This is a genomic window from Pseudoalteromonas atlantica, assembly GCA_007988745.1.
In the GTDB taxonomy this organism is placed as follows: domain Bacteria; phylum Pseudomonadota; class Gammaproteobacteria; order Enterobacterales; family Alteromonadaceae; genus Pseudoalteromonas; species Pseudoalteromonas atlantica.
This window is the reverse complement of sequence record BJUT01000027.1, coordinates 20339-43098: the sequence shown is the minus strand read 5'-3', so window position 1 is coordinate 43098 and position 22760 is coordinate 20339. Positions and strand designations below refer to the sequence as shown.

The window sequence follows — 22760 nt, the reverse complement described above, 5'->3', positions numbered from 1 at the left end:
GTTAACCCACTTGGTTTTAAATTGGCTGATAGTTTTTTAACGTACGCGTTTTAAAGTACGTATTTAAAAGTCACGTACCTCTACACTTGAGCTGTTAAATTCAAACATATTAATTTTGCCACACTGTGCCATATGGTTAGTACTTGTATAGGGGGTATTTGCTTGGCTTATATCGCCTTCCCACTCTTGGCCATTTTTTATAAATGCTTTTAATTCAAACCATCCGTTAACAGCTTTACTGCAATCCATATCAACATCAAGCATCCAATAGTGTTCGCCCCATATATTAAGGGGTGTAACACCAAAGCCATCTACTGTTACCGATTTTTGGGCGCCATATTCACTTGGCCAAACATTTGTAGTCCAATCCATGGCAGTGCCTTGCGCTTCACTGCTTTGGCCTTGTTCAATTCCATACCAATCTAGGTAGTTATCGTTTGCTTTCCAAGGCGTTGTGGTGTTGTTTTTTAGATTGTTATGGCGAATTGGCATAGCACATTCAACATTTGTTGTTTGGCAGTTTCTAGCAAGGTTTGTATTTGCATAGTTGTGATCTATACCACCGCGTACAAACATGTCTTGTCCGCTTTGTGTTTGAGCATTAATAAAAATAACGGTTCTTTGCCAGTCGCTATTATTAGGCACTGTTCCTTGAGTTAATTTAGCATTTTTATGAATTGCTATTGCATCCCATGACGCTACATTTAAATTGATGGTGCCGTTGCTATTAACTGTTATTACTTCACCGCTACAACTAGTAGCATTACCCAAAAGCTCGCCTTTTAACACATTACAGTACTGCCCAGGCGCCATATCTGTTTGAATTGTTGTATTAAGCGTTGAGTCTTCTTTATTAATTGCCATATGACCAGAGCTACCACGTCCAAATGCAATCTGGTTTTGGGTGTTATCCCACCAATTTGTTACTACCCAATTGTCGGCTGTGTTATTTCTAAAATCGACACCACCCGCAATATAAGACCAGCGATGCTCGCACTTCCAGTTACTTGCAAAACATTCTAAATTACCATTATTGTGCACCGGTACACTTGGCCCACCCGCATCTGTATCGCCGTGAAAATCATAACTCGACATTACTTTTGGATACCCATACGGATACGCCAACATAAATACGTTAGCTAGGTCGTATAAACGGCCATCTTCAAAGGTAATTACATTACCCGCGCCACCATGGCCGCGCTGATTGTCGTGGTTATCTACAAATACCACAGCTGATGAACTTGGCATAAAGCCCCAGCCTTCACCAAAATTACTTAACCATGCAAGCGAGCCATTTCTAAAGGTATTACCAAGCTGCGTACTGTATTTAAACTCGGTAACTAGCCCTGTACTTAAATACTCTGAGGCTGCAACCGCTTCAGTACCTTGGTCTATCACCTCATGAAACACCACTGGCGAGCCATTTATTTTTGCCATTAAACTTTGAATATCACTTGCAGCAACATGCTTAGCAGCATCAAACCTAAAACCTTTAACACCCATAGCTTGAAGGTCATTAATATATGCCGCTAATGTATTTTGCACATAATTTGAAGAAGTGTTTAAATCGGCCAGCCCTACTAGCTCACAGTTTTGCACGCGATAACGGTTATTACCGTAATCTTCTGGGTTAATAGAGCAACTTTCGTGAAAATCTTGTGGGCTATAAATAGGGTATTGTTTATTACCAAAAGTGTTACCAGCAGTGCCCGTACCACTGCCGGCTGCCATATGGTTTATTAATGTATCAACATATATATCGACGCCTGCGGTGTTACAGCGATTAACCATATCTATAAATTGCGAACGGTTACCGCCTCGGCTTTGTAGTTGGTAGCTCACAGGTTGATAGCGAGTCCACCATTGGCTACCTGTAATATGCTCGTTAGGCGGAGACACCTGTACCGCAGCATACCCTTTTGGTCCTAAAAACTGCTCACATTCTTGGGCTACATCTTGCCAATTCCATTCAAATAAATGCACAAATGTTGTAGGTGCAGCCGATACTAAACTTGGTAAGGTTAAACCTAAGCTAAAACCTGCAGTGGTGATCATTTTATTCAGTTTCATAGTGTGTGTTTCCAGTGTTGGGCGAGTTAAACAACATACTCGACGTTATTTACAAGTGATTAACACTAGTTTGAGAGTTGCTCAAATAAAAACTGAATACGTATGCATAATGGGTAAACTATCCTTTATTACTAGATAATTACCTGCCTAAAAAATTACATTTTCAAGTAAAACGCTTTACATAACGCAATATAATCATCGCTGTAGCGGTTGTTTTCATCTTTTATGCATAGGGAGGTAAGCTCAAGCAAAGTGTTTACTAAGCTAAAGCGCATTAAACTGCGGCTAAATGCTTTACTTGGTGTGGTTTTTATTTGGCAATGCGCGTTTAAATAAAGCCCGCTTTGTTTTGCCAAGTCAATGAATAAGCCCGCCTCTGTGGTGGGTAAAATTACGTTAAAGCACGAATGCTCATGACTTAAACGCATATAGGCATGTATTAGTTCGTCAAAACTTAAACCATCGGTATGGCGTGCGGTGTTACGGGCATCGCTTAGCCCTTTTAAACTGCGGTTAAAATAAGGGGGGTTAGATATCACAACATCAAAGGGCGCCGCCTGTTTAAACGCTTGTATAGTGGTGTGCTTTACTGTGATATTTGGCCACGGGCTAGAGGCTATATTTTGCTGTGCTTGCTTGTAAGCAGCTTCATCAATTTCAACAGCGGTTATACTAAGTGCTGGTTGGCGCTGTTTACACATAAGCGCAAGTAAACCGGTGCCTGTGCCTATATCGAGTAATGTATTGGCACCTTTTAAATACGCCCATGCGCCAAGTAAAATGCCATCGGTTGAGACCTTCATAGCACAGCTATCGTGCTCAACCTTAAATTGTTTAAACGTAAACCCTGACATTTTTTCACCTTTTCATTCACCAACTGGCGTATAGCGCGTATAATTGCAGGTAATTGTCCCTTATTTTAGACACTCTATGCAATTTTCTGAATTTGATCTTGATACTAAACTACTCAACGCCATTGATAAAATGGGCTACGAGACACCAACCAGCATTCAACAACAAGCTATTCCTGAAGCGCTGCAAGGTCGCGATATTTTAGCATCAGCACCTACTGGCACAGGTAAAACGGCGGCATTTTTAATTCCGGCTATTCAATACTTAATGGATTTTCCGCGTCGCGACCCAGGTTTTGCACGTGTGTTAATAATGACCCCAACCCGTGAACTGGCTTATCAAATTCATGAGCAGTGTGAACTGCTTGCTAAAGGCACTCACCTTAAAATTGGTGTAGTAACAGGTGGTATAAACTACGGCACCCATAAAGAAATTTTTGAAAACAATAACGATATTTTAATCGCCACACCAGGGCGTTTAATGGAATATCTTGAAACCGAAAATTTCCATGCTGAAAACGTAGAAATGCTTATTCTTGATGAAGCCGACCGCATGCTAGACATGGGCTTTAGAAAAGAAATGCTGCGCATATGTGACGAAGCTAAAAACCGTCGTCAGTGCTTTTTATTCTCTGCGACTCTAGAAGGCGATAGCGTTGAGTTATTTGCTGAGCGTATTTTAAACGACCCAGCTTTACTTGAAGCCGAATCGTCACGCAAAGAAAAAGCAAAAATTCATCAATGGGTTCACCTTGCTGATGACTACCACCACAAGCTTGAGCTGTTGGTTAATACCCTAAACGGACCAGATGTAAGTAAAGCCATTGTGTTTGTAAAAACCCGTGAGCGCCTAGAAACGCTAATTGGTGAGCTAACTAACAATGGCGTAAAAGCCGCGTGGCTGCGTGGCGAAATGCCGCAAGATAAGCGCATGAAAGCGATGGAAAATTTCCACAGTGGCAAAACGCGCATATTAATAGCAACCGATGTTGCGGCCCGCGGTATTGATGTTTCTGACATTAGCCACGTAATTAACTTTGATATGCCGCGCACTGCCGATGTCTATGTACACCGTATTGGCCGTACTGGCCGTGCAGGTAAAAAAGGGATTGCTATATCATTAGTTGAAGCGCACGACATTGGCATTTTATACAAGGTTGAGCGATACACAGAGCAAAAGCTTAAGCGCCGTATAATTAAAGGGCTTGAGCCACAGCATAAAGAAGCTAAGCCACCCGCTAAAAAGCGTAAAGATCCGGTAAAAATGAAAGCTAAGAAAAAAGCCAAAGCTAAAATTAAAAAGAAATAGCACACCATAAATAAACAAGCCGGCAGTTGCCGGCTTTTTTGTACCCGTTACAAATGTAACCCAAGCATGTAACTCATTCCCATTAAAATGTAATTATTGCCCACCTGAATTCTCACTTAATAAAATAACCTTATATTTCAACAAATTAAAACTGGCATCGAAATTGTAACTGAGAAAGTAACTCAGCTAAGAATAGCTGCACGATTAACCGTAATGTAAGGATGAAGTTATGAACCGCTTTAAGTTAACTATCGCTTTAGTATCATTTTGTTGTTTATTTTTATTAGCTTGCGCTACAAAAGTAAGTGCAGCAACTAACTTAGCCGTAGTAAGCAGTGTGGCTACTCAACCTAACTTACAACAAACAATCACCAATACGTTACGCACTAACCCAAACTTAGCATTAAGCGATATTCGCGTGCAGGTTGAAGACGGTGAAGTTGACCTATACGGTGAAGCGCAAACAGGTTTTCAGCGTGCACTTGCGCAAAAGTTTTTAGAAAATATGGATGGCGTTAAAATTATCCGTAATAAAATTAGTGTTATCTGATACCGCATTACAATATTTGTTTATATAACTTATTCCTCTGCGTGGCTTGTTTCTCCAACACAAGCCGCGCTTTTTTATGCTTAATAGCACACTTTAGTATCTAAACTTCTAGCTTTAGCTCCCCTATTAAAAAATAGAGCAAACACTTAGCCGTCCTTTCCCACTCTTTTAAATTAGTGACTTACTACAGCTTTGATAAAAGAATGCTATAACAAGGCTGTAAAGTTCATATAATCAGCGCATTTTTAATACCGTTGGCAACCTACAAGTGTTTGCTAATCAACCACACCATAAATAACAGTTAATAATATATGGCTTAATGCATGCAAATGCCCCATCACTTACACAAGGAAGCTAATACATGAAACGATTTATTCACTACTGCTAATCCCTCTTATTGGCCATGCAGAGGAAGCTATATTTGGTTTTGCTGCGGATGTGTCTGTATCCGGCTTTTTTAGCCCAGAAATTAGTGAACGAGATATTATAAAAGCCTATGCAGATCCTGTTGCTGATCTGGCAGGATTAAAAGTAGGCTACAAGGTAATAGAGTTAGATAGCTGCGCTATTCCAGGTCGCCCTGCTGAGGTTACAAAAAAATCGATGACAAAAAACAGTGGTGAAACGCTTTTACTACTAATCAAAAATTCGATGGCAGCGAAAAGCAAATAAGTATTAACTTAAAATAAATTGATTAAAAGTATAGTTAAATTTAACCCGACTTAGCGCTTTGAAATTACTAGCAGCGCACTTTTTATGTAAAAATGCGCTGCTAGTGGGTAACTATTACTGGGCTAATTTAAACCAGTATTAGTCGCTCATTCGCTTTGATTTGAACCCGTATTACTCCCGCCTTGTTGTTTGGGTGACTGTTGGTTTATTTTATCGCTTATCATGGCATCGAGCTTTTCACCGCCTTTAATGCCAAAATCTAACGTACGTATTGGGAATGGAATACTTATATCTGCAGCATCAAGCGCTTGTTTAACAGCGACTACGCCTTTATGGCGTACTGTCATAAAGTCTGGCTCGCCTGGGTATTTTATCCAAAACCACACCAGTAAATTAATACTACTGTCGCCAAAACCTTCTGCGTAAACAGCGGTTTCATCTTTACGTATTACAAAGTCAAACTCGTTAATTTTATCAACGATAACTTCTTTGGCTTTTTCAATGTCGTCGCCGTATGAAATACCCACCGGTACCTCTATGCGCCTAACGCCTAACGTGGTGTAATTTTTTAACACATTTCTAAATAATACCTTGTTAGGTACCAGTATTAACTGCCCGTAAAAGCTCTCTATTAGCGTGTTACGCAGGTTTATAGAATGTACCGAGCCAAATACGTCGTCGGTTTCAATTACATCACCCGCTTTAAATGGCTTGCGTATTCCCATAGCAATACCGGCAATTAAGTTCTCGGTCATGTCTTGAAAAGCAAAGCCAATGGCTAAACCCACAATACCCGCACCCGCTAGTAACGATGTGACTGTGCCTTTTAACCCCATAAAATCTAAAGCGATAAATAGGCCCACACATAACACAATAACCTTAAAAATAGACGCCATTAAATCAGCAATTTGCTTAGAGTCGAGTGAGCGCCTTAATAGGTTTTTCATTAGCTGGCCGGCAAAGCGCGCTATTATTGAAAATACAATGGCTATTACCACTGCCACAATAAAGTTTGGGATGTGGCTTATTACTACATCAAACCACCCTCCGAGTTTTTCTTCGATGAGTTTTTCGGCTTCGGCTACTGAAGGTATGCTGATCATATTTTTACACCTATCTATTTTTTATCTCATTAATAGTAGGTGAAGTTAGCAAGTTTAGCGCCAGCATAAAAAAAGCCATGCAATGCATGGCTTTTTAACTCATTGTTTGCTGAGTATAAACGCTTAGTTTTGCTCGTCGCGCATAAATACAGGCTCAAGATCTTTAGTGGTTGCTTCAGGGCTAAAGTAATAACCCGCCACAGTAAACTCTTTTAATTGGCTAAGCTGTGTTACCTGGTTTTCTATAATGTAACGGGCCATCATGCCGCGCGCTTTTTTAGCGTAAAAGCTAATTACCTTATATTGACCATTTTTGCAGTCTTTAAAATGCGGGGTAATAATTTGCGCATTGAGTGCTTTTTTATCTACTGCTTTAAAGTACTCGTTTGAAGCAAGATTAACCAGGTATTGTGCGTCTTGCGCTTTTAATTCCTCGTTTAATTTATTCGCAATAATGCTGCCCCAAAATTCATACAAATTTTTCCCGCGAGGGTTATCAAGCTTAGTACCCATTTCTAGGCGGTAGGCTTGCATTAAATCAAGCGGCTTTAATAAGCCGTATAAACCCGAAAGTATTCGTAAATGGCTTTGCGCATAATCGAGGTTAGCTGCAGTGAGTGTTGCGGCATCTAAACCACCGTACACATCGCCGTTAAAGGCTAGTACCGCTTGTTTAGCATTACTTTGTGTAAATGGTTGCGACCATTCGCTAAAGCGCGCAGCGTTAAGCCCTGCAAGCTTATCGCTAATTTTCATTAGGCTGCCAATTTGCGCTGGAGTTAGTTCACGGCATACTTTCATGAGCTCTTCGCTGTGCTCTAGTAATTCAGGTTGAGTGAACTTATCTGTTGCGGGTGGCGTTTCGTAATCAAGATTTTTTGCTGGTGAAATAACAGTGATCATAGTTAGCTATTGACTTGTAATTTATTTAATGTCAATTTCAACATTAAATGAGACGAAAAGCACGTTTTGTTTATAAAATACCATTGAAAATTAATCGCAATGGCCTAAATCCTACCTTAATAAATCATGCATCGTCGTTTTTCTATTGATAAGGACATAAGACCTATCAAGCATTGTCACACTGTTGCAGTATTGAATACTTATATTAAGGTAGTTTAGATTTTCTTTTAACTTGCTTGGAATGAGGAAGGCAAATGACTAGCGCTCTACAAAGGCTAAAACAACATTCATCTATCGTAGCCGACACTGGCGATATTGAAGCGATCAAAAAGCATCAACCAGAAGATGCAACCACAAACCCGTCGCTTTTATTAAAAGCGAGCGAGATTGAAGCTTACAAGCCTTATTTAGATAAAGCTTGGAGCTATGCAAAAGAAACAGAGCAAGATGCAGCTAAACAGCTTGAACTTGCATGTGACTACTTTGCCGTATTACTTGGTAAAGAAATTAGCGAAATTGTACCTGGTTATATTTCTACTGAAGTAGATGCTCGTTTATCATTCGACACCCAAGCAACTATTGATAAAGCACATACCCTGCTTAGCCTTTATGAAAAAGAAGGTGTAAGCAAAGACAAAATTTTAATCAAAGTTGCGTCTACATGGGAAGGCATTAAAGCGGCCGAACAGCTAGAAAAAGAAGGGACTAAATGTAACCTAACTTTATTATTTAGCGATGCTCAAGCGCGTGCGTGTGCTGATGCAAATGTATTTTTGATCTCGCCATTTGTTGGCCGTATTTTAGATTGGCACGTAGCAAATGGTATGGAAAAACCAACCGATCCGCTACAAGATCCAGGTGTTCAATCTGTACGTAGCATTTTTGAGTTTTATAAACGCCATGATTACAAAACCGTTGTTATGGGCGCAAGCTTCCGTAACACTGGCGAAATTATTGCGCTTACAGGTTGTGACAAGCTAACAATTAGCCCTAACCTACTAGAAGACTTAGGCAATTTAGAAGGCGCAGAAGAGTACTTACTACAAAGTGATATTCCTAAAGAGCCAAAGCCTGCTCCACTTACTGAGTCGCAGTTCCGTTGGTTACATAACCAAGATGCAATGGCCACTGAAAAACTAGCTGAAGGTATCCGCTCATTCGCAGATGCACAAGAGCAGCTAGAAGCACGTTTTAAAGCAATGTAATACGCGCTAATTATGTATTAAACGCCGCACCTGCGGCGTTTTTTTATGCCCTTAATATAATCCGCACTGCTTTATACTAACCTGCCACAGCATGTACCATTGCCTACACAGCTAAATAGCTCACTTTTAGTGTTTTTTTATTTATTTTTTCTATCTAAAAATAGCGCGCTCAATAAAGCTAGTTAGTATTAAACTTCATCAACGCATCACATACCTGTAACAAATTCGTCACTTTTTTATTCTATTTTAGCTAGGCCTGTGGTATAGGTATTCTCGAGGTTCACTAAAATCAATAGGAGATAGTCATGGATAGCCTAAACGATATATTAGAGATATTAGAAGGTCCTGATACAACAAGAAAAACCTCTCAAAAGAATAAAAAAAGAAAGTGGCGCGAGATTGAGGCCATAAAAGACAAACAACGGTTACGTAAAGAACTACAGGAGTTAGACTTTTTTACAGACAGCATTGAAATTGATGAGCTAGATTTTTAATTTCAAACTCATTGCGCTCAATTAGGCAATTTATTTTGCGGCAGGAAAACCGTATCGATAGTAAAGCTAACGCCAGGTTTTACCCCTTCAAAATAATTGATAATTATTGCGCATGGGCATTAATACACAATAACTAAGCAAAAGGCTTTCATGATACGAAAGCCTTTTTTAATATATCAATTAAACCTGCCAGTTAATGGGCTTATCGCCTTGGGCTTGTAATAACTTATTTGTTTGTGAAAAGTGCTTACAGCCAAAAAAACCACGATGCGCAGAAAGCGGCGATGGGTGCGGCCCTTTTAAAATATGATGGCGAGCGCTGTTAATATTTTTACCTTTTTTTTGCGCATGAGCGCCCCATAAAATAAACACCACTCCTTTGCAGTGTGCATTTATATGGGCTATCACGTTATCGGTAAATTGCTCCCACCCTAAATGTTTATGCGAATGCGCTTGGCCTTGCTCAACCGTGAGTACTGTATTGAGTAAAAACACGCCCTGCTCTGCCCAGCTTTGTAAGTAGCCATGGTCTGGTATTTCAAAACCGGGAATATCCGTTGCCAATTCTTTGTACATATTTTTTAACGACGGCGGTAACTTTTTAACCTCTGGCAACACAGAAAAACATAAGCCATGGGCTTGGCCTTCTCCGTGGTATGGGTCTTGGCCTAAAATAACCACGCGAATATTGTTAAGGGCTGTCGCTTCAAAGGCGCTAAATACTTGTTCTTTGGGTGGGTACACAGCAACACCTTCGACACGGCGTTTTGCTACATAATCTAATGTTTGCTGCATATAAGGTTGCTGTAATTCATATTCTAAAAAGGCTGGCCAATCGCTCATTGTATACTCTTAATTTGTTTGCGTGATGCATCTATTTTATCACACATATTTGCCAGTCCTTCTAGCATGCGCGGTGTAAAACGATGTAATAAATCGGCATTTACGCGTATAAATTGATTATGTTTTACAGCGGGGACTTCTGGCCATTTTTGCCAATTAATTTTAGGTTGTGGCTTATCGGCCTGTTCATCAGGAATAATAATAATCTGTGGTTTTTTAATCACCACGTTTTCAATACTTATTTGCGGGTAGTCGGTTGGGCTGTGTGCAAATACATTGCTTACATGACATGTTTCAATAAGCTGGTTTATCCATGTATTTTCACTCACCGTCATCATTGGCTCTGGCCATAATTGATAAAAACCAGTTAATATTTTTTTGCTTTGCTGCTGCTTTTTAATTTTTTTGAGCTTAGTAATAAATGCGTTTGCTACTTGCTTGCTTTGCTCAATACGCCCTGTAAATTTTCCAAAAGCAATCAGCTCGTTTGCAACTTCTTCTATTTTTTTGGGATCACTTAAATGTATTTTTATACCAAGGCGTTTAATTTGTTCTAAATCTTCACTTTGATTACCGCTTTTCCAACCAATCACTAAATCGGGTTTTAGCGCTAATAATTTTTCAAGAGAAATACCATAGTAACCACCAATGCGTTCAATACTTTTAGCTTCATTTGGGTAATCAGCGTAATCAACAGTGCCAACAATATTACTTCCCGCACCTATAGCAAATAGGTTTTCTACTATATGCGGTGCAAGTGCTACAACGCGCAGTTTATCTGGCGCAGCTGTATCACTGGCCACGGCACTGCCCCCAGAACACAATAACAGCAGTGCAGCAAAAAACGCTTTATACATTAGTAATCAAACCCTTCTAGTGCTTTTATACCCGAGTCGAAGGCGTGTTTAACATTGCGCACTTCGCTTACTGTATCGGCAAGGTCTGTTAATGTGCGGTGCGCTGCGCGACCTGTAATAATAACCGATTGCATGGGAGGGCGATTATTTAGCGCGTTTACTACCTCATCTAAATCAATATAACCGTAAGTCACCATGTAGGTAAGCTCATCTAGTAATACTAAATCAATACTGCTATCAGCAAGCATACGCTTTGACTCTTGCCATGTTGCTTGCGCGGCTGCGGTGTCGGCTTCTTTGTTTTGCGTATCCCATGTAAAACCGGTATTCATAACGGCAAATTCAACCCCTGCGCCTTGTAATAAGTTACGCTCTCCACACTCCCATGTGCCTTTAATGAACTGACAAACAGCGGCTTTTTTACCATGCCCTACGCAGCGAGCAACCACACCAAAGCCTGAGGTGGATTTACCTTTACCATTACCCGTAATTACCTGAAATATCCCTTTAACATCTTGCGCAGCAGCCACGCGTGCATCTACCTGCTCTTTTACTTTTTGTTGGCGCTGCTGGTGCTTATCGTTATTTGTATCCGTCATAATTATCTCCTTCATAAATCGATATAATGTGTTGTATGTTCAAATGCGCCTCGCACATAGTGGCCAAGCGCTCTAGTTGTTGCTCGCGGTGCGCTACAATACTCACAGGTTGTATGGCTGCATCGCTTTTTACCCACTTTAAAATTTGCAGTGTGGCAGCAGGTTCATCAAACAAGCCGTGTAAATAGGTACCAGCAATGGCATTGTCGTCACTAATAAAGCCATCGTTTTCAAATCCATGAGGGTGCGCGTGAAACGTTAAAAATGGCTTATTAAGTGCTGCGCCTTCACTAATGCCGGCATGAATTTCGTAGCCGCTACACGGTGTTTGCAAATCATTTAACTGCATAGCCGCCGTTACTTTAGTGAGTACTTTTTGGGTGCTAAGTGTGGTTTCAAAATCGCATAGGGCAAGCCCCGTTACTTGCTTTAATGACGACTCGACTCCGCTGGGATCATTTATGGTATACCCCAACATTTGCATACCACCACAGATACCAAGTACTTTGCCACCATAGCGTAAGTGGCGCTTTATTTGCGTATCCCAGCCTTCATTTTTTACAAAACTTAAATCACCCAGCACGTTTTTACTGCCAGGAATAATAATCAGATCAACCGGTGGGATCGCGCGTGTGTGGCGTACATAATTTATATTAATATTTGGGTGCAGCCGCAATGCATCAAAATCGGTATGGTTACTAATATGCGGCAATAAAAGTACGGCTATATTAATGGTGGCAGTCGTCACCTTATTATCTATTGCTACAGCATCTTCGGCATCAAGTGCTAAATCATGCAAATAAGGCAGCACTCCAAGCACTGGTTTTTTTGTGTAGCGCTCAAGCCAATCTAGCCCACTTTGTAGCAAGCTTATATCGCCTCTAAAGCGGTTTATAACAAAGCCTTTTACGCGCGCTTGCTCGGATTCGCTTAATAACGCAAGTGTGCCCACTAAATGCGCAAACACACCGCCTTTGTCTATATCGGCAATAATAATGACAGGGCAATCTACCGCTTCTGCGTAACCCATATTGGCAATGTCGTTCTCGCGTAGGTTTATTTCTGCGGGGCTGCCTGCGCCCTCAACCAATAATAAATCAAACTGCTTTGCTAGGCGTTTATGCGAGGCAAGCACTGCATCCATCGCAACTTGTTTATAGTTATGATACGCCCCGGCCTCCATATTACTAATGGCTTTTCCATGTACAATGACTTGTGCTCCCGTATCACTATTGGGTTTGAGCAATATGGGGTTAAAGTCGTTTTGAGGCTCTGCTTTAGCGGCTATAGCTTGCAAAGCTTGCGCACGGCCTATTTCGCCCCCCTCTTTTGTAACCGCGCTATTAAGCGCCATATTTTGCGGTTTAAAAGGCGCGACCTTTATACCTCGCTTTGCAAACACTCTGCAAAGCGCAGCGACTAAGGTGCTTTTTCCGGCATCTGAGGTAGTGCCTTGAATCATTAAGGTTTTCATCAGCACTATGCCTTTGTTTTTCTAAAAAAGAGTAAGCTTAAAAAAAATACGCTACCCATGGCTGCTGTGATCACCCCTACAGGGAGCTCTTGGTTTTTAAGTAATGAGCGCGAAAGCACATCGACCCACACCATAAACGTGCCGCCCACTAAACTGGTAATTAGTAAGCCAGCAGTACTGCCCTGAGATATAAAAAAGCGCACTATGTGCGGCACCATTAAACCTACAAAACCAATACCGCCACATAGGGCCACCAGCACGGCCGTTATTAACGAGCTCAATACCAACATTAAAATTCTAAAACGGTGCACACGGACCCCAAGCGTTATCGCGCTTTCATCGCCAAGAAGCAGCGCATTTAACTGCCTTTTAAAGCTCAGCATAAAGCTAATACACACCACTATAACCACGCATGGCAACCATAACGTGGCCCATTGTGCGCGGGCAAAGCTACCTAACGTCCAAAACAAAATACCAGCCACTGCTTGCGGGTCACTCCAATACAGCAATAAACTTGTAAATGCGCTAAATAAAAACGACAGTGCCACCCCCGCTAGCAACATAGACTCTACTTGCGACCTTTTTTGCCGCCCAGCAATAAGTATCAATAAGCCCATTGCTAAAAAGCTCCCTAATAAGGCAGCAGCCGATAACATAAACCCTGCACTAATACCCGCAACAGCCATAAGCAGTACGACCCCAAACGATGCGCCTGACGATATGCCAAATAAATACGGATCAGCGAGCGGGTTACGGGTAACCGTTTGTAAAATAAGCCCTGCAATAGCCAAACCTGCACCCGCCATAAAGGCAAGTAAGGTACGAGGTAACCTAAGCTCATAAATAATACGCGCGTTAAACGAGCCCTCCCCTGCTGATAAAATCCCTGTGAGCACATCACTTAACGGCGTATCTGCGGCGCCAAAACTCAGTGCGCTAAAAAGGCTACCCAGTGCAATTAACACGGCTGCTATAAATATTGTCCACTGGTTTATTTTTGTTATATCCATTTAATTAATAGCCATAAAAGTAAGTAATATGAGGAATAGTTTGACCATTTTCTGTGCGTTGAGGGTGGCTAGTTACGCGCGCACATACCCCAAAAACATCCGCTAGCATGTCCTCACTAAGTACCTGCGCAGGCGAACCTGTATGTGTTATTTTACCTTTATTAATAACCACCAGCTCATCGCACATAGCGGCTGCTAAATTTAAATCATGAAATGAGGCAAACACAGTAACCCCTAGCGATTTTGCCAGTTCCATCACTTGTATTTGGTATTTAACATCTAAATGGCTGGTTGGCTCATCCATGATGAGTAATTGCGGTTGCTGCACTATAGCGCGGGCAATCAAGGCACGTTGCTTTTCGCCCCCCGAAAGCGATTCAAAATTTTGCTTACACTGTTGCTCAAGCCCTACGGTTTTTATTGCCTGTGTAATTTTTTGTTTGTCGCTGTGGGTGGTGGCGCTAAATAATGATTTATGAGGTGTAAGCCCAAGGGCAACCACATCAAATAATGTTAGGTTAAATTGCGCAGGCGTTTCTTGGAGAACTACAGCAACATATTTTGCATAGTCTTCACTTTTAAGCTGCCAAATATCCTGCTGATTAAAGGTAACGTTACCAGCGGTGGGTTTATTAAAGCGATACAAACAGCGCAATAAGCTCGACTTACCCGCCCCATTTGGGCCAATTAACCCAATAAACTTACCCTTAGCTATGTGTAAATTAATATTGTTTAAAATGGCATGATCATCAACTTCCCACGACACATTTTGAACGTTTAATAAGGGTGTATTTGGCGCTAATGTAGTTTGCAAAAGTGAGTCCTTGGAAAGCGTGCACTCACTAACACACAGCTAAAAGACTAGTGCATCAATAAAAATGAGTTTACCCGCTCGTTAAAAAAGTATACCAATCTAGAACTTCTCATGCTGATTGATATGTCTCATTTGTATCTGACTTAAAGCGTGGTGCTAATTACAGTTACGGGAATAGTTGAGGAATTTCACCCCATTCCAAATGAGGGTCTATTATGGGCGGGTAAGCAAATAATTTAAAGCAAAAAAAACCGCGCTCATTAGAGCGCGGTTAATAAAGGGAGTGTTTAAGCAGCGCTTAAAACTTGTATTCCATACCTAGGCCAACGTAGTCTTGGTCAACATTGTTGTCCATATCAAAGCTTGAGTAAAAACCAAATACTTTAATGTTTTTATTAAACTTATGATCAACACCTACAGAAACTGCCGTTTTGTCGTCGCTGTCATCAAAGTCCATTGCTTGGTATTGCACTTTAAACGTGTTTTTACCCATGCTGTAGGCTGCGTTTAATAAATAGCCGTCAGCTTCTGCGCTACCGTCTACTTTTTCTTGAGTTTGGTACATAGCGCCTAATTTAAAGCTCTCTACTTTACCTTGAATTGACGCACGCACTACATCGTAGCCATTTACTTCGCTATCGGCTGCAACCGAGGCGTAAACCGCACTCTTTTTAAGTGCAGAGTCACCGTAGGTAACCGCCATTGAATAACCGTTATCTGCATCTACGTCATCTTCGGCAATAAATGTAGCAAGTACTTTAAAGCCTTCGTAGCTTTTAGATGTATAAGTGATTGAATCACCTAAGCGGTTTTCACCTTTAAAGACATTTTTAATATCGCCTTCAAGGTCATTAAATAAATCTAACTTACCTTGCGATTGTTTAAGCGCTGTATCGTTACGACCCACAACAACTTGACCATATGCACCTTTTAAACCTACGTACTGGTTACGTGCAGAAATATTGTCGTCGTTATCACCTTTAGAGTCAGCATCAGATACATCAACTTGAAACTCAAACTTATAAACCGCTTCTAATCCATCAGTAATCTTTTCAGACCCTTTTAGTCCAAAGCGAGATGCATTACTTTTAATTTCAGTGAAAGACCCTTCGCCATCATCAGACGATTGCACAGTAACATTCGCTTTACCGTATACATCAACGTCTGCAAACGCGCTAAAAGATAAACCACTTACTAGTGCAACACATAAGCTCGATTTTACAAAATTCATGTTATTTCCTCGATAATCACAAGACTAATTTTTAAAACAGCTGCAGTTTGTCACCGTTAAATGACAGATATATTACAAAGGAAACATTTTTGTCTTTTTATTTTAATAAAAGTGTCTAAATTCTGAAAACAAACCGACATGAATATTTAATAAACAAAATTGTACCTATTCAACCTCATTAAAAATCATAGTCGGTATTTAGTGTTCATCAACAGGCTGATAAGCATTTATTTTAGGTAATAAGTTAATCAGGGTTTCTATTAGCTCTTTTTGTTCGTTGTCTCTGTGGTAGGCCACAAAAATATCACGCGAAGTATGTTCTACATCTTTTACATGAAACAGCTCACCCTTTTCTAGGTGAGATTCAACAAGTACCTCGGGGATAAACGCACTGCCGCCACACTGAAGAATTAAATCAAGTGCAATACGTCCCGTACTGGTTCTAAAATAAGGCGGCGTTTTACCGGTAAATTGGCGCGCATGCCATAGTGAAAACGTAGTACCCCAATCAACGTATACATATTGGTTATCAAAAAAGTTCTCGTTAGTGGCCGTGTCATAGCCACTAACCGGAATAATTGGCAGCTCGCAAATTCGCTCTACCACAAGCTCGTCTACTTTAGGGGGGTCAAATAAAATGGCCAAATCAAGCGTACGCTCTAATAATAGCCGCGTGCTTTCTTGTTGGGCTTTAACCTCTGCGACCAACGAGACCCCAGGCATAGCCGACACAATATTAGTAATGCCAAATTGTAAAAACGCATCCCATATATTAGGCGTACCCGCTAAACTTATTTGCTTGTGCATGTTATCGGCAAGTGCCACATCCACTTTGGCACGCTGCATGCCGGTGATGATCATTTTAGCGTGCGGAAGCAATCGCTCTCCTGGCGCCGTTAATTGAATATTGTTACGCTGGCGAATAAACAAGTTTACACCCAACCCCTGCTCTAATTGGCGAATTCGAAAGCTTACTGCCGATTGAGTGATATACAGGTTTTCGGCCGCTTTACCAAAGTGACGCGTGCGCACAACCTCTACAAATGTTTTTAATAAATCTATATCCAATTTTTTATCCTCACGATAAAAATAACTTGTTTAATAAATTGTCAAACTTGCATCATACTCCAGCAATAAACAGGGTATGAGGATACAGTTATGAGCAACGATATTTCACTACTTCGCCAAGCGTTTGTTAGCCAACGTCAATTTTATGATGATCAAAACTTTCCTCGCGGGTTTAGCCGCAGCGGAAACTTCACCTTATTAGAAGCCAGCATATTAGAGCAACACGGCGTTGTACTAAAAGGGCTTTATAATAAAACTTTAGCACCCCAAAATACGCTACAAGAGCAATTTGTTGACGTAGTTTGTGGCAGTAAAGAACCTACAAACCCAATTGAAAAAGCCTGGGTTAAATATTTAAAACTAACAACCTGTAAAACCAAGTTTCATACACTTTTTGGCCGTTCAAAAATGTCAGGGCCGGTACCAATAAGCCAAGACGATTATAGCGAATCAGATAGCGTATAAGCCTCTAAGATATTTGCTTTTTTGCGTTTTAACAGTTACAACTTGTATAAGCAAATACTTTTGCAAAATATCAAACAAGGTTGTTACGTGACGCGAAAAATACTCATAGTTGAAGATACGCCTACTATAGCGCGTGTGCAAAAGCATATCGCGCTTAAAGCAGGTTACGAAGTAGATATAGCCGAGTCTTTAGCGGCAACAAAAGAGCTAATAAAACACAATAGCTACTTTTGCGCTGTTGTTGATTTTATCCTTCCCGATGCTCCTGCCGGTGAGGCGATTCCGTATACTATTAATGCCGACATTCCCACCATAGTAATGACAGGCAACATAGATAAACAAACTCGCGACACGGTAGAAAAATACCCAATAATTGATTACATAATCAAAGAAAACAAACAAGCTTACCAATACCTAGAAAAACAACTAAGCCGTTTACCACGTAACGAGAACGTAAAAGTGTTGGTCGTCGACGACTCAACCTCTACCCGTAGATACATTTGTAGTTTACTAAAGCGCCATAAGTATCAAATACTCGAAGCTAAGGACGGCAAAGACGCGCTAGAAGTACTTGAAAGCCAAAAAGATGTGTCTGTTATTATTACCGATAACGAAATGCCAAACATGAATGGTGATGAGCTATGCGCCGAAATTCGCCGGCTTTACAGTAATGATGAAAAAGCCATTATCGGTATTTCAGGTGCTGACTCGTCAGCATTATCGAGCCTATTTTTAAAAAATGGTGCCAACGACTACCTTCATAAACCCTTTAACAGCGAAGAGTTTTACTGCCGACTAAGTCAAAACGTCGACATGCTTGAGCAAATAGCAACAATTAAACGCCAAGCAAATACCGACTACTTAACAAACCTGCCTAATCGTCGCTACTTTTTTGAAGAGTCGAGCAAGTCTCTCAAGCATTTAAAAAAATCGAATCAAGATGGTGCACTCGCCATGCTTGATATAGACCATTTTAAATCGATTAACGATACATACGGTCACGATTCAGGCGATGAGGTTCTTAAAGGGTTGGCGGTGTGTTTTAAAAAGTACTTTGAAAAGCAGCTAGTCGCTCGCTTAGGCGGTGAAGAATTTGCCGTTTACTTTACTGATGCAACCACAGCGCAAGCGCTAAAACGCCTTGAAGGATTTAGGCAATTTATAGAGCTTAATAGCCAAGAGTTTAGCCAAGAAAAAATTAAATTTACAATTTCTATTGGTTTTGCAAGCGGCCCTATTTACCAAATAGATGAGTTACTTAAACAGGCCGATTTAAAGCTGTATGATGCAAAAGAAACCGGCCGTAATAAAGTAATAAGCTAAACCTTAACGCTGCTTTATAGCAACTTACTTAAACTATTATTGCGCATAGGTATTAAACTTCGGCGGCGGTAACAGCCGCTTTTTTACGCTTACGCGATTGATGATAAGAGTCCCAAGTAAATATAGCCAGTGCACTCCAAATACAGGCAAACGTAATCACCCGCTCTGCATCAAATACTTCATCGTAAAACACCACAGCAAGCATAAACATTAAACTTGGTCCTATGTACTGAAAAAAGCCCAATGTTGTGTACTGCAAACGTTTGGCCGCTCCGGTAAAGCAAAGCAGCGGCAACGTAGTAATAATACCGGCACTAATTAACAGCGCATTGGTATGCCAATCGTTTAGGGCTAAGTCGGAAGTAGGCGTTGGTGCCATTACCCACCAGTAAATTAATGCAACCGGCAGTAAAATTAGGGCTTCGAGTAAAATGCCTGGCAGCGCTTCAACAGGTAACTTTTTACGCAGTAAGCCATAAATAGCAAAAGACGTGGCAAGCGAAAACGCCACCACCGGAAACGAGCCAAAACTGACCAATTGCAATACTACGCCCGCAAAGGCTAAAAACACTGCAAACCCTTGTAACTTTCGCAGCCGCTCGCCTAAAAATAGCATGCCCAACAGCACATTAAGTAATGGGTTTATGTAATACCCTAAACTGGCATCGAGCATATGGTTATTATTAACCGCCCAAATAAACAGCCCCCAATTAAAGCCCAATATAGAAGAGGTAAGTACTAACATTAAAATAATTTTTGGCTGGGCAACTATGCGCTTAACCTTATCCCAATATTTGAGCACACTGACCACAAGCACTAAAAAAACCACAGACCAGACAACACGGTGAGTTAAAATTTCAAAAGCAGAAACATGCTGTATTTGTTTGAAATAAATAGGCGCTAAGCCCCACATTAAAAAAGCTAAACAGGCAAAAATACCGCCTTTACGCTGCTCGTTTGCAATCGACATACATACTACTTATTCATACTAAAAGGCCGACAGTTTATACCAATTCGCGCTATTAAGTGATTTATTTTGCGGTAACTAAAGCTCAGCGCAAGGCAAAGCTTTTTATTTTAGCCGTACGTAATTAGCAGCTTTAACCTACTAAATACGTACCTGTACCAAAGGCGATTTGGATTGCCTTTTCGTTGTGTAGCTCCATTCTACATACACACACTTTATTACCAGAGCGGATCAAAGTAGCACTGGCTGTAAATGTCTCCCCTTTGCCAGGGCGCAAATAATCTGTGCGCAAATCAATAGTGCCTAAGGTAGCCAGCTTTTGCTGTACGCTAGGGATATCGAGCTCGGTTAATTTATCAATAACACTGGCTGCTGCAAGCATGCCGCCCACATTATCGAGCACCGCCGATATAATACCGCCATGAAGAATTTTTTGTGCAGGATTGCCTATAAATACATCCTGCCAGGGAAAGGTAATTTTAGCTTGCTCAGGGCTGAGCGACTCTACCGAGATATTTAAAAACTGATTAAATGGCATGCCATTTACAAACAGTGCGCCAACTTGTTCAATTAACATTTCTTTATTCATTATTATTCTCTATGTTTAAATTAACACTGGTACGATGAGTTAAGCATACCTGAAGCAAAACCACGAGGCACTAATTAAATCATTTACCTCTAAGCTAAAGACATCCTATAAAAAAAACACTAAAATAGCCGCCGATGAATACTCTAACCCCTACACCTAGCACATTGGTCCGCAAGCCTGACACGGTTCTTAAACAAGTGTTTGGCTACAGCGAGTTTCGTGATGGCCAAAAAGCGGTGATCGACGCGGCCATTAATGGCCAAGACTCTTTGGTACTACTGCCTACAGGCGGCGGTAAATCAGTGTGTTACCAAGTACCAGCGTTAGTGCTCGAAGGGGTTACTGTGGTAATTTCACCGCTTATCTCGCTCATGCAAGACCAAGTAACTCAACTGCAAGCATTAGGTGTTAAAGCCGCTTACATTAATAATAGCCTGGCTCGCGAAGAGCAACAATTAGTGTACCAACAATTGCACCAAGGGCTAATAAAATTACTGTATGTAGCCCCTGAAAAAGTGCTTCAGCATGAATTTACCGAGCGACTCAGCCACTTAAATATCAGCTTATTTGCAATTGACGAAGCACATTGTGTATCGCATTGGGGGCATGACTTTAGACCTCATTACTTTAGATTAAATGAGCTTAAGCAGCGCTTTTCCCATGTACCTATGATGGCACTGACCGCCACGGCCGATAAAGCGACCCGCTTTGATATAGTTGAGCAATTAAAATTACAACAGCCCTATATACATACCGGCAGCTTCGACAGACCGAATATTCGTTACACCATCGAAGAAAAGTTCAAGCCAATGGCGCAACTACTGCGCTATTTAAAAGAGCAAAAAAATCAAAGTGGCATTATTTACTGCACTAGCCGTAAGCGCGTTGATGACATTGCCGAAAAACTCGCTGATGCAGGTTTAAATGCCGCCGCGTACCATGCTGGCATGAGCAACGAGCAGCGCCAATTTGTGCAAACCGGGTTTGCCCGCGATGATATTCAAATAGTCGTTGCGACCGTTGCCTTTGGTATGGGCATAAATAAACCAAATGTGCGTTTTGTTCTGCATTATGATATTCCAAAAAGTATTGAAGCCTACTATCAAGAAACCGGCCGCGCTGGGCGTGATGGCTTAGCCGCAGAAGCCATTATGTATTTTGATCCCGCCGATATAGGCCGCGTTAGGCGCTTTTTTGAAGACATAGACGATGAACAACGCCGCCGCGTAGAAGAACAACGCTTTAATGCCATGGCCAGTTTTGCCGAGGCGCAAACATGCCGCCGGCAAATACTATTAAACTACTTTAGCGAGTATAAACGCGAGCAATGTGGCAACTGCGATATTTGCATTAACCCACCAAAAAGCTTTGATGGCACATTAGTAGCGCAACAAGCGCTTTCGTGTGTGTACCGAGCTGGGCAGCGTTTTGGCTTAGGCTATATTGTAGAACTATTACGCGGGGCTAATACCAGCCGCATACGCGACAACAACCACCACGAACTCAGCACCTATGGCATAGGCAAAGACAAAAGCAGTGAATTTTGGCTCAGTATATTACGCCAACTTATACACCAAGGCTTGTTAAGCCAAGATATTACCCAAGGCGCCTCGCTGCGCTTAACCGAAGCAGCACGCGCAGTGCTTAAAAGTGAATACGCTCTACAGCTTGCCGAGCCGCGCTTACAAGCTAAACACGTATACCAAGATAAACTTGCGCAGTTTAACTACGACAAAAAACTATTTGCCCGCTTACGGGCTCTGCGTAAAGAACTCGCTGATGCCGACGATGTGCCGCCGTACGTTGTATTTAACGATAAAACCTTAGCCGAAATGGCGCAATTAATGCCCACCAACGACAGCGAATTTTTAAAGGTGTCGGGCGTTGGCTTTACCAAACTCAATAAATATGGCGGCGAATTTTTAACGGCCATTCGTAATTACCTTGCTAGCAATTAAGTAAACTATGACCCAAATTGAATACAATCACGCCCATAAATGCATTGTTATAAGCCCAGTAGAAGCCCCACACGATGAAGACTTTGAGCTGTGGAGCACACTGTTTTTACACGCAGATGAAATAACAATTATTGACTATGCTGGGGGTGCTGACCGTCATCAATTGCGCTTTAGCTATCAACAGCAAACCTTTAATTTAAATTTTGAACACTACAGCGAAAGTATTTGGATTAATGGCGAAGGCCAAGAAGCCGAGCATTTATTAGCAGCCCTTGCTTTTTACTTAAGCTAAAACGCCTCGCATATGCACTAATTAACAAAGGTGTATAACAGTAACAATTAATTAGTTTCAAAATCCATACCTTTTACTTACATTGTAATAACAATGATGTAAGCTGATATTAC

General features: G+C 41.2%; 23 protein-coding genes and 1 riboswitch. Of the genes, 9 read left to right on the top strand and 14 right to left on the bottom strand.

What is annotated here, in order from left to right; genetic code table 11:
* Positions 1–63 precede the first annotated feature (63 nt).
* Together PAT01_RS12170 and PAT01_RS12165 are read right to left on the bottom strand one after the other, a co-directional pair.
* Positions 64–2070 carry an alpha-amylase gene (locus tag PAT01_RS12170; RefSeq protein ID WP_154945556.1) on the bottom strand — a complete coding sequence of 669 codons (2007 nt, stop codon included), beginning with the start codon at positions 2068–2070 and terminating at the stop codon, positions 64–66.
* Positions 2071–2225: 155 nt separating this feature from the next.
* Entirely contained in the window at positions 2226–2924 is a 699-nt protein-coding gene (locus PAT01_RS12165; RefSeq protein WP_154945555.1) for a tRNA1(Val) (adenine(37)-N6)-methyltransferase, read from the bottom strand.
* Positions 2925–3000: 76 nt separating this feature from the next.
* On the opposite strand from PAT01_RS12165, the gene srmB reads away from it, so the two are divergent.
* The 3 genes from srmB (at position 3001) to PAT01_RS12150 (ending at position 5452) form a co-directional block, all read left to right on the top strand.
* Positions 3001–4230, top strand: coding sequence for an ATP-dependent RNA helicase SrmB (gene srmB, locus PAT01_RS12160; protein WP_004587997.1), 1230 nt, complete (start codon positions 3001–3003; stop codon positions 4228–4230).
* 229 nt (positions 4231–4459) lie between these two features.
* Complete coding sequence (locus PAT01_RS12155; RefSeq protein ID WP_004587996.1) at positions 4460–4780, top strand: BON domain-containing protein; 321 nt, start codon at positions 4460–4462, stop codon at positions 4778–4780.
* A 438-nt stretch (positions 4781–5218) separates the two neighbouring features.
* Entirely contained in the window at positions 5219–5452 is a 234-nt protein-coding gene (locus PAT01_RS12150; protein ID WP_154945554.1) for a hypothetical protein, read from the top strand.
* Between the two features lie 146 nt (positions 5453–5598).
* Here the strand turns inward: PAT01_RS12150 and PAT01_RS12145 are convergent, their stop codons facing one another.
* Positions 5599–6555 (bottom strand): mechanosensitive ion channel family protein, encoded by a 957-nt coding sequence (locus PAT01_RS12145; RefSeq protein ID WP_029774207.1) that lies wholly within the window; start codon positions 6553–6555, stop codon positions 5599–5601.
* 123 nt (positions 6556–6678) lie between these two features.
* Complete coding sequence (gene yaaA / locus PAT01_RS12140; RefSeq protein ID WP_004587994.1) at positions 6679–7458, bottom strand: peroxide stress protein YaaA; 780 nt, start codon at positions 7456–7458, stop codon at positions 6679–6681.
* Between the two features lie 254 nt (positions 7459–7712).
* On the opposite strand from yaaA, the gene tal reads away from it, so the two are divergent.
* Together tal and PAT01_RS12130 are read left to right on the top strand one after the other, a co-directional pair.
* Entirely contained in the window at positions 7713–8663 is a 951-nt protein-coding gene (gene tal / locus PAT01_RS12135) for a transaldolase (RefSeq protein ID WP_004587993.1), read from the top strand.
* Between the two features lie 305 nt (positions 8664–8968).
* Positions 8969–9157, top strand: a complete 189-nt coding sequence (locus PAT01_RS12130; protein WP_004587992.1) for a DUF3545 family protein — start codon at positions 8969–8971, stop codon at positions 9155–9157.
* A gap of 180 nt (positions 9158–9337) precedes the next feature.
* Here the strand turns inward: PAT01_RS12130 and ung are convergent, their stop codons facing one another.
* The 8 genes from ung to PAT01_RS12090 form a co-directional block, all read right to left on the bottom strand.
* Positions 9338–10000 carry a uracil-DNA glycosylase gene (gene ung, locus PAT01_RS12125; RefSeq protein ID WP_154945553.1) on the bottom strand — a complete coding sequence of 221 codons (663 nt, stop codon included), beginning with the start codon at positions 9998–10000 and terminating at the stop codon, positions 9338–9340.
* The gene (locus tag PAT01_RS12120) at positions 9997–10857 is read right to left on the bottom strand and encodes a cobalamin-binding protein (RefSeq protein WP_154945552.1); all 861 of its coding nucleotides are present in this window, start codon (positions 10855–10857) and stop codon (positions 9997–9999) included. The genes ung and PAT01_RS12120 overlap by 4 nt, the downstream gene beginning before the upstream one ends.
* Complete coding sequence (gene cobO, locus PAT01_RS12115) at positions 10857–11456, bottom strand: cob(I)yrinic acid a,c-diamide adenosyltransferase (RefSeq protein WP_004587989.1); 600 nt, start codon at positions 11454–11456, stop codon at positions 10857–10859. Before cobO ends, PAT01_RS12120 begins: the two co-directional genes overlap by 1 nt.
* Positions 11440–12930, bottom strand: a complete 1491-nt coding sequence (locus tag PAT01_RS12110; RefSeq protein WP_154945551.1) for a cobyric acid synthase — start codon at positions 12928–12930, stop codon at positions 11440–11442. Before PAT01_RS12110 ends, cobO begins: the two co-directional genes overlap by 17 nt.
* Before the next feature lie 5 nt (positions 12931–12935).
* Entirely contained in the window at positions 12936–13940 is a 1005-nt protein-coding gene (locus PAT01_RS12105; protein WP_055254854.1) for a FecCD family ABC transporter permease, read from the bottom strand.
* A 4-nt stretch (positions 13941–13944) separates the two neighbouring features.
* Positions 13945–14754 (bottom strand): ABC transporter ATP-binding protein, encoded by an 810-nt coding sequence (locus tag PAT01_RS12100; RefSeq protein ID WP_024031566.1) that lies wholly within the window; start codon positions 14752–14754, stop codon positions 13945–13947.
* A 68-nt stretch (positions 14755–14822) separates the two neighbouring features.
* Positions 14823–14954, bottom strand: a riboswitch (cobalamin riboswitch).
* Positions 14955–15052: 98 nt separating this feature from the next.
* Positions 15053–15985, bottom strand: coding sequence for a porin (locus tag PAT01_RS12095; protein ID WP_054983757.1), 933 nt, complete (start codon positions 15983–15985; stop codon positions 15053–15055).
* 198 nt (positions 15986–16183) lie between these two features.
* Positions 16184–17053 (bottom strand): LysR family transcriptional regulator, encoded by an 870-nt coding sequence (locus PAT01_RS12090; RefSeq protein WP_004587984.1) that lies wholly within the window; start codon positions 17051–17053, stop codon positions 16184–16186.
* Positions 17054–17143: 90 nt separating this feature from the next.
* Between PAT01_RS12090 and PAT01_RS12085 the strand changes: the two genes are divergently transcribed.
* Positions 17144–17518, top strand: a complete 375-nt coding sequence (locus PAT01_RS12085; protein WP_004587983.1) for a MaoP family protein — start codon at positions 17144–17146, stop codon at positions 17516–17518.
* 87 nt (positions 17519–17605) lie between these two features.
* Positions 17606–18841 (top strand): response regulator, encoded by a 1236-nt coding sequence (locus PAT01_RS12080; protein WP_154945550.1) that lies wholly within the window; start codon positions 17606–17608, stop codon positions 18839–18841.
* A 52-nt stretch (positions 18842–18893) separates the two neighbouring features.
* On the opposite strand, the gene rarD is transcribed toward PAT01_RS12080, so the two are convergent.
* Together rarD and PAT01_RS12070 are read right to left on the bottom strand one after the other, a co-directional pair.
* On the bottom strand, positions 18894–19811 hold the full coding sequence (gene rarD, locus PAT01_RS12075; RefSeq protein ID WP_004587981.1) for an EamA family transporter RarD: 918 nt from the start codon (positions 19809–19811) through the stop codon (positions 18894–18896).
* Positions 19812–19941: 130 nt separating this feature from the next.
* A complete protein-coding gene (locus PAT01_RS12070; protein ID WP_004587980.1) occupies positions 19942–20397 on the bottom strand; it encodes a thioesterase family protein in 456 nt (151 codons plus the stop codon).
* A gap of 134 nt (positions 20398–20531) precedes the next feature.
* Between PAT01_RS12070 and recQ the strand changes: the two genes are divergently transcribed.
* Positions 20532–22355, top strand: coding sequence for a DNA helicase RecQ (recQ, locus tag PAT01_RS12065; protein ID WP_054983758.1), 1824 nt, complete (start codon positions 20532–20534; stop codon positions 22353–22355).
* A gap of 7 nt (positions 22356–22362) precedes the next feature.
* Positions 22363–22647, top strand: coding sequence for a DUF3630 family protein (locus PAT01_RS12060; protein WP_029772370.1), 285 nt, complete (start codon positions 22363–22365; stop codon positions 22645–22647).
* The last annotated feature ends 113 nt before the right edge of the window (positions 22648–22760 follow it).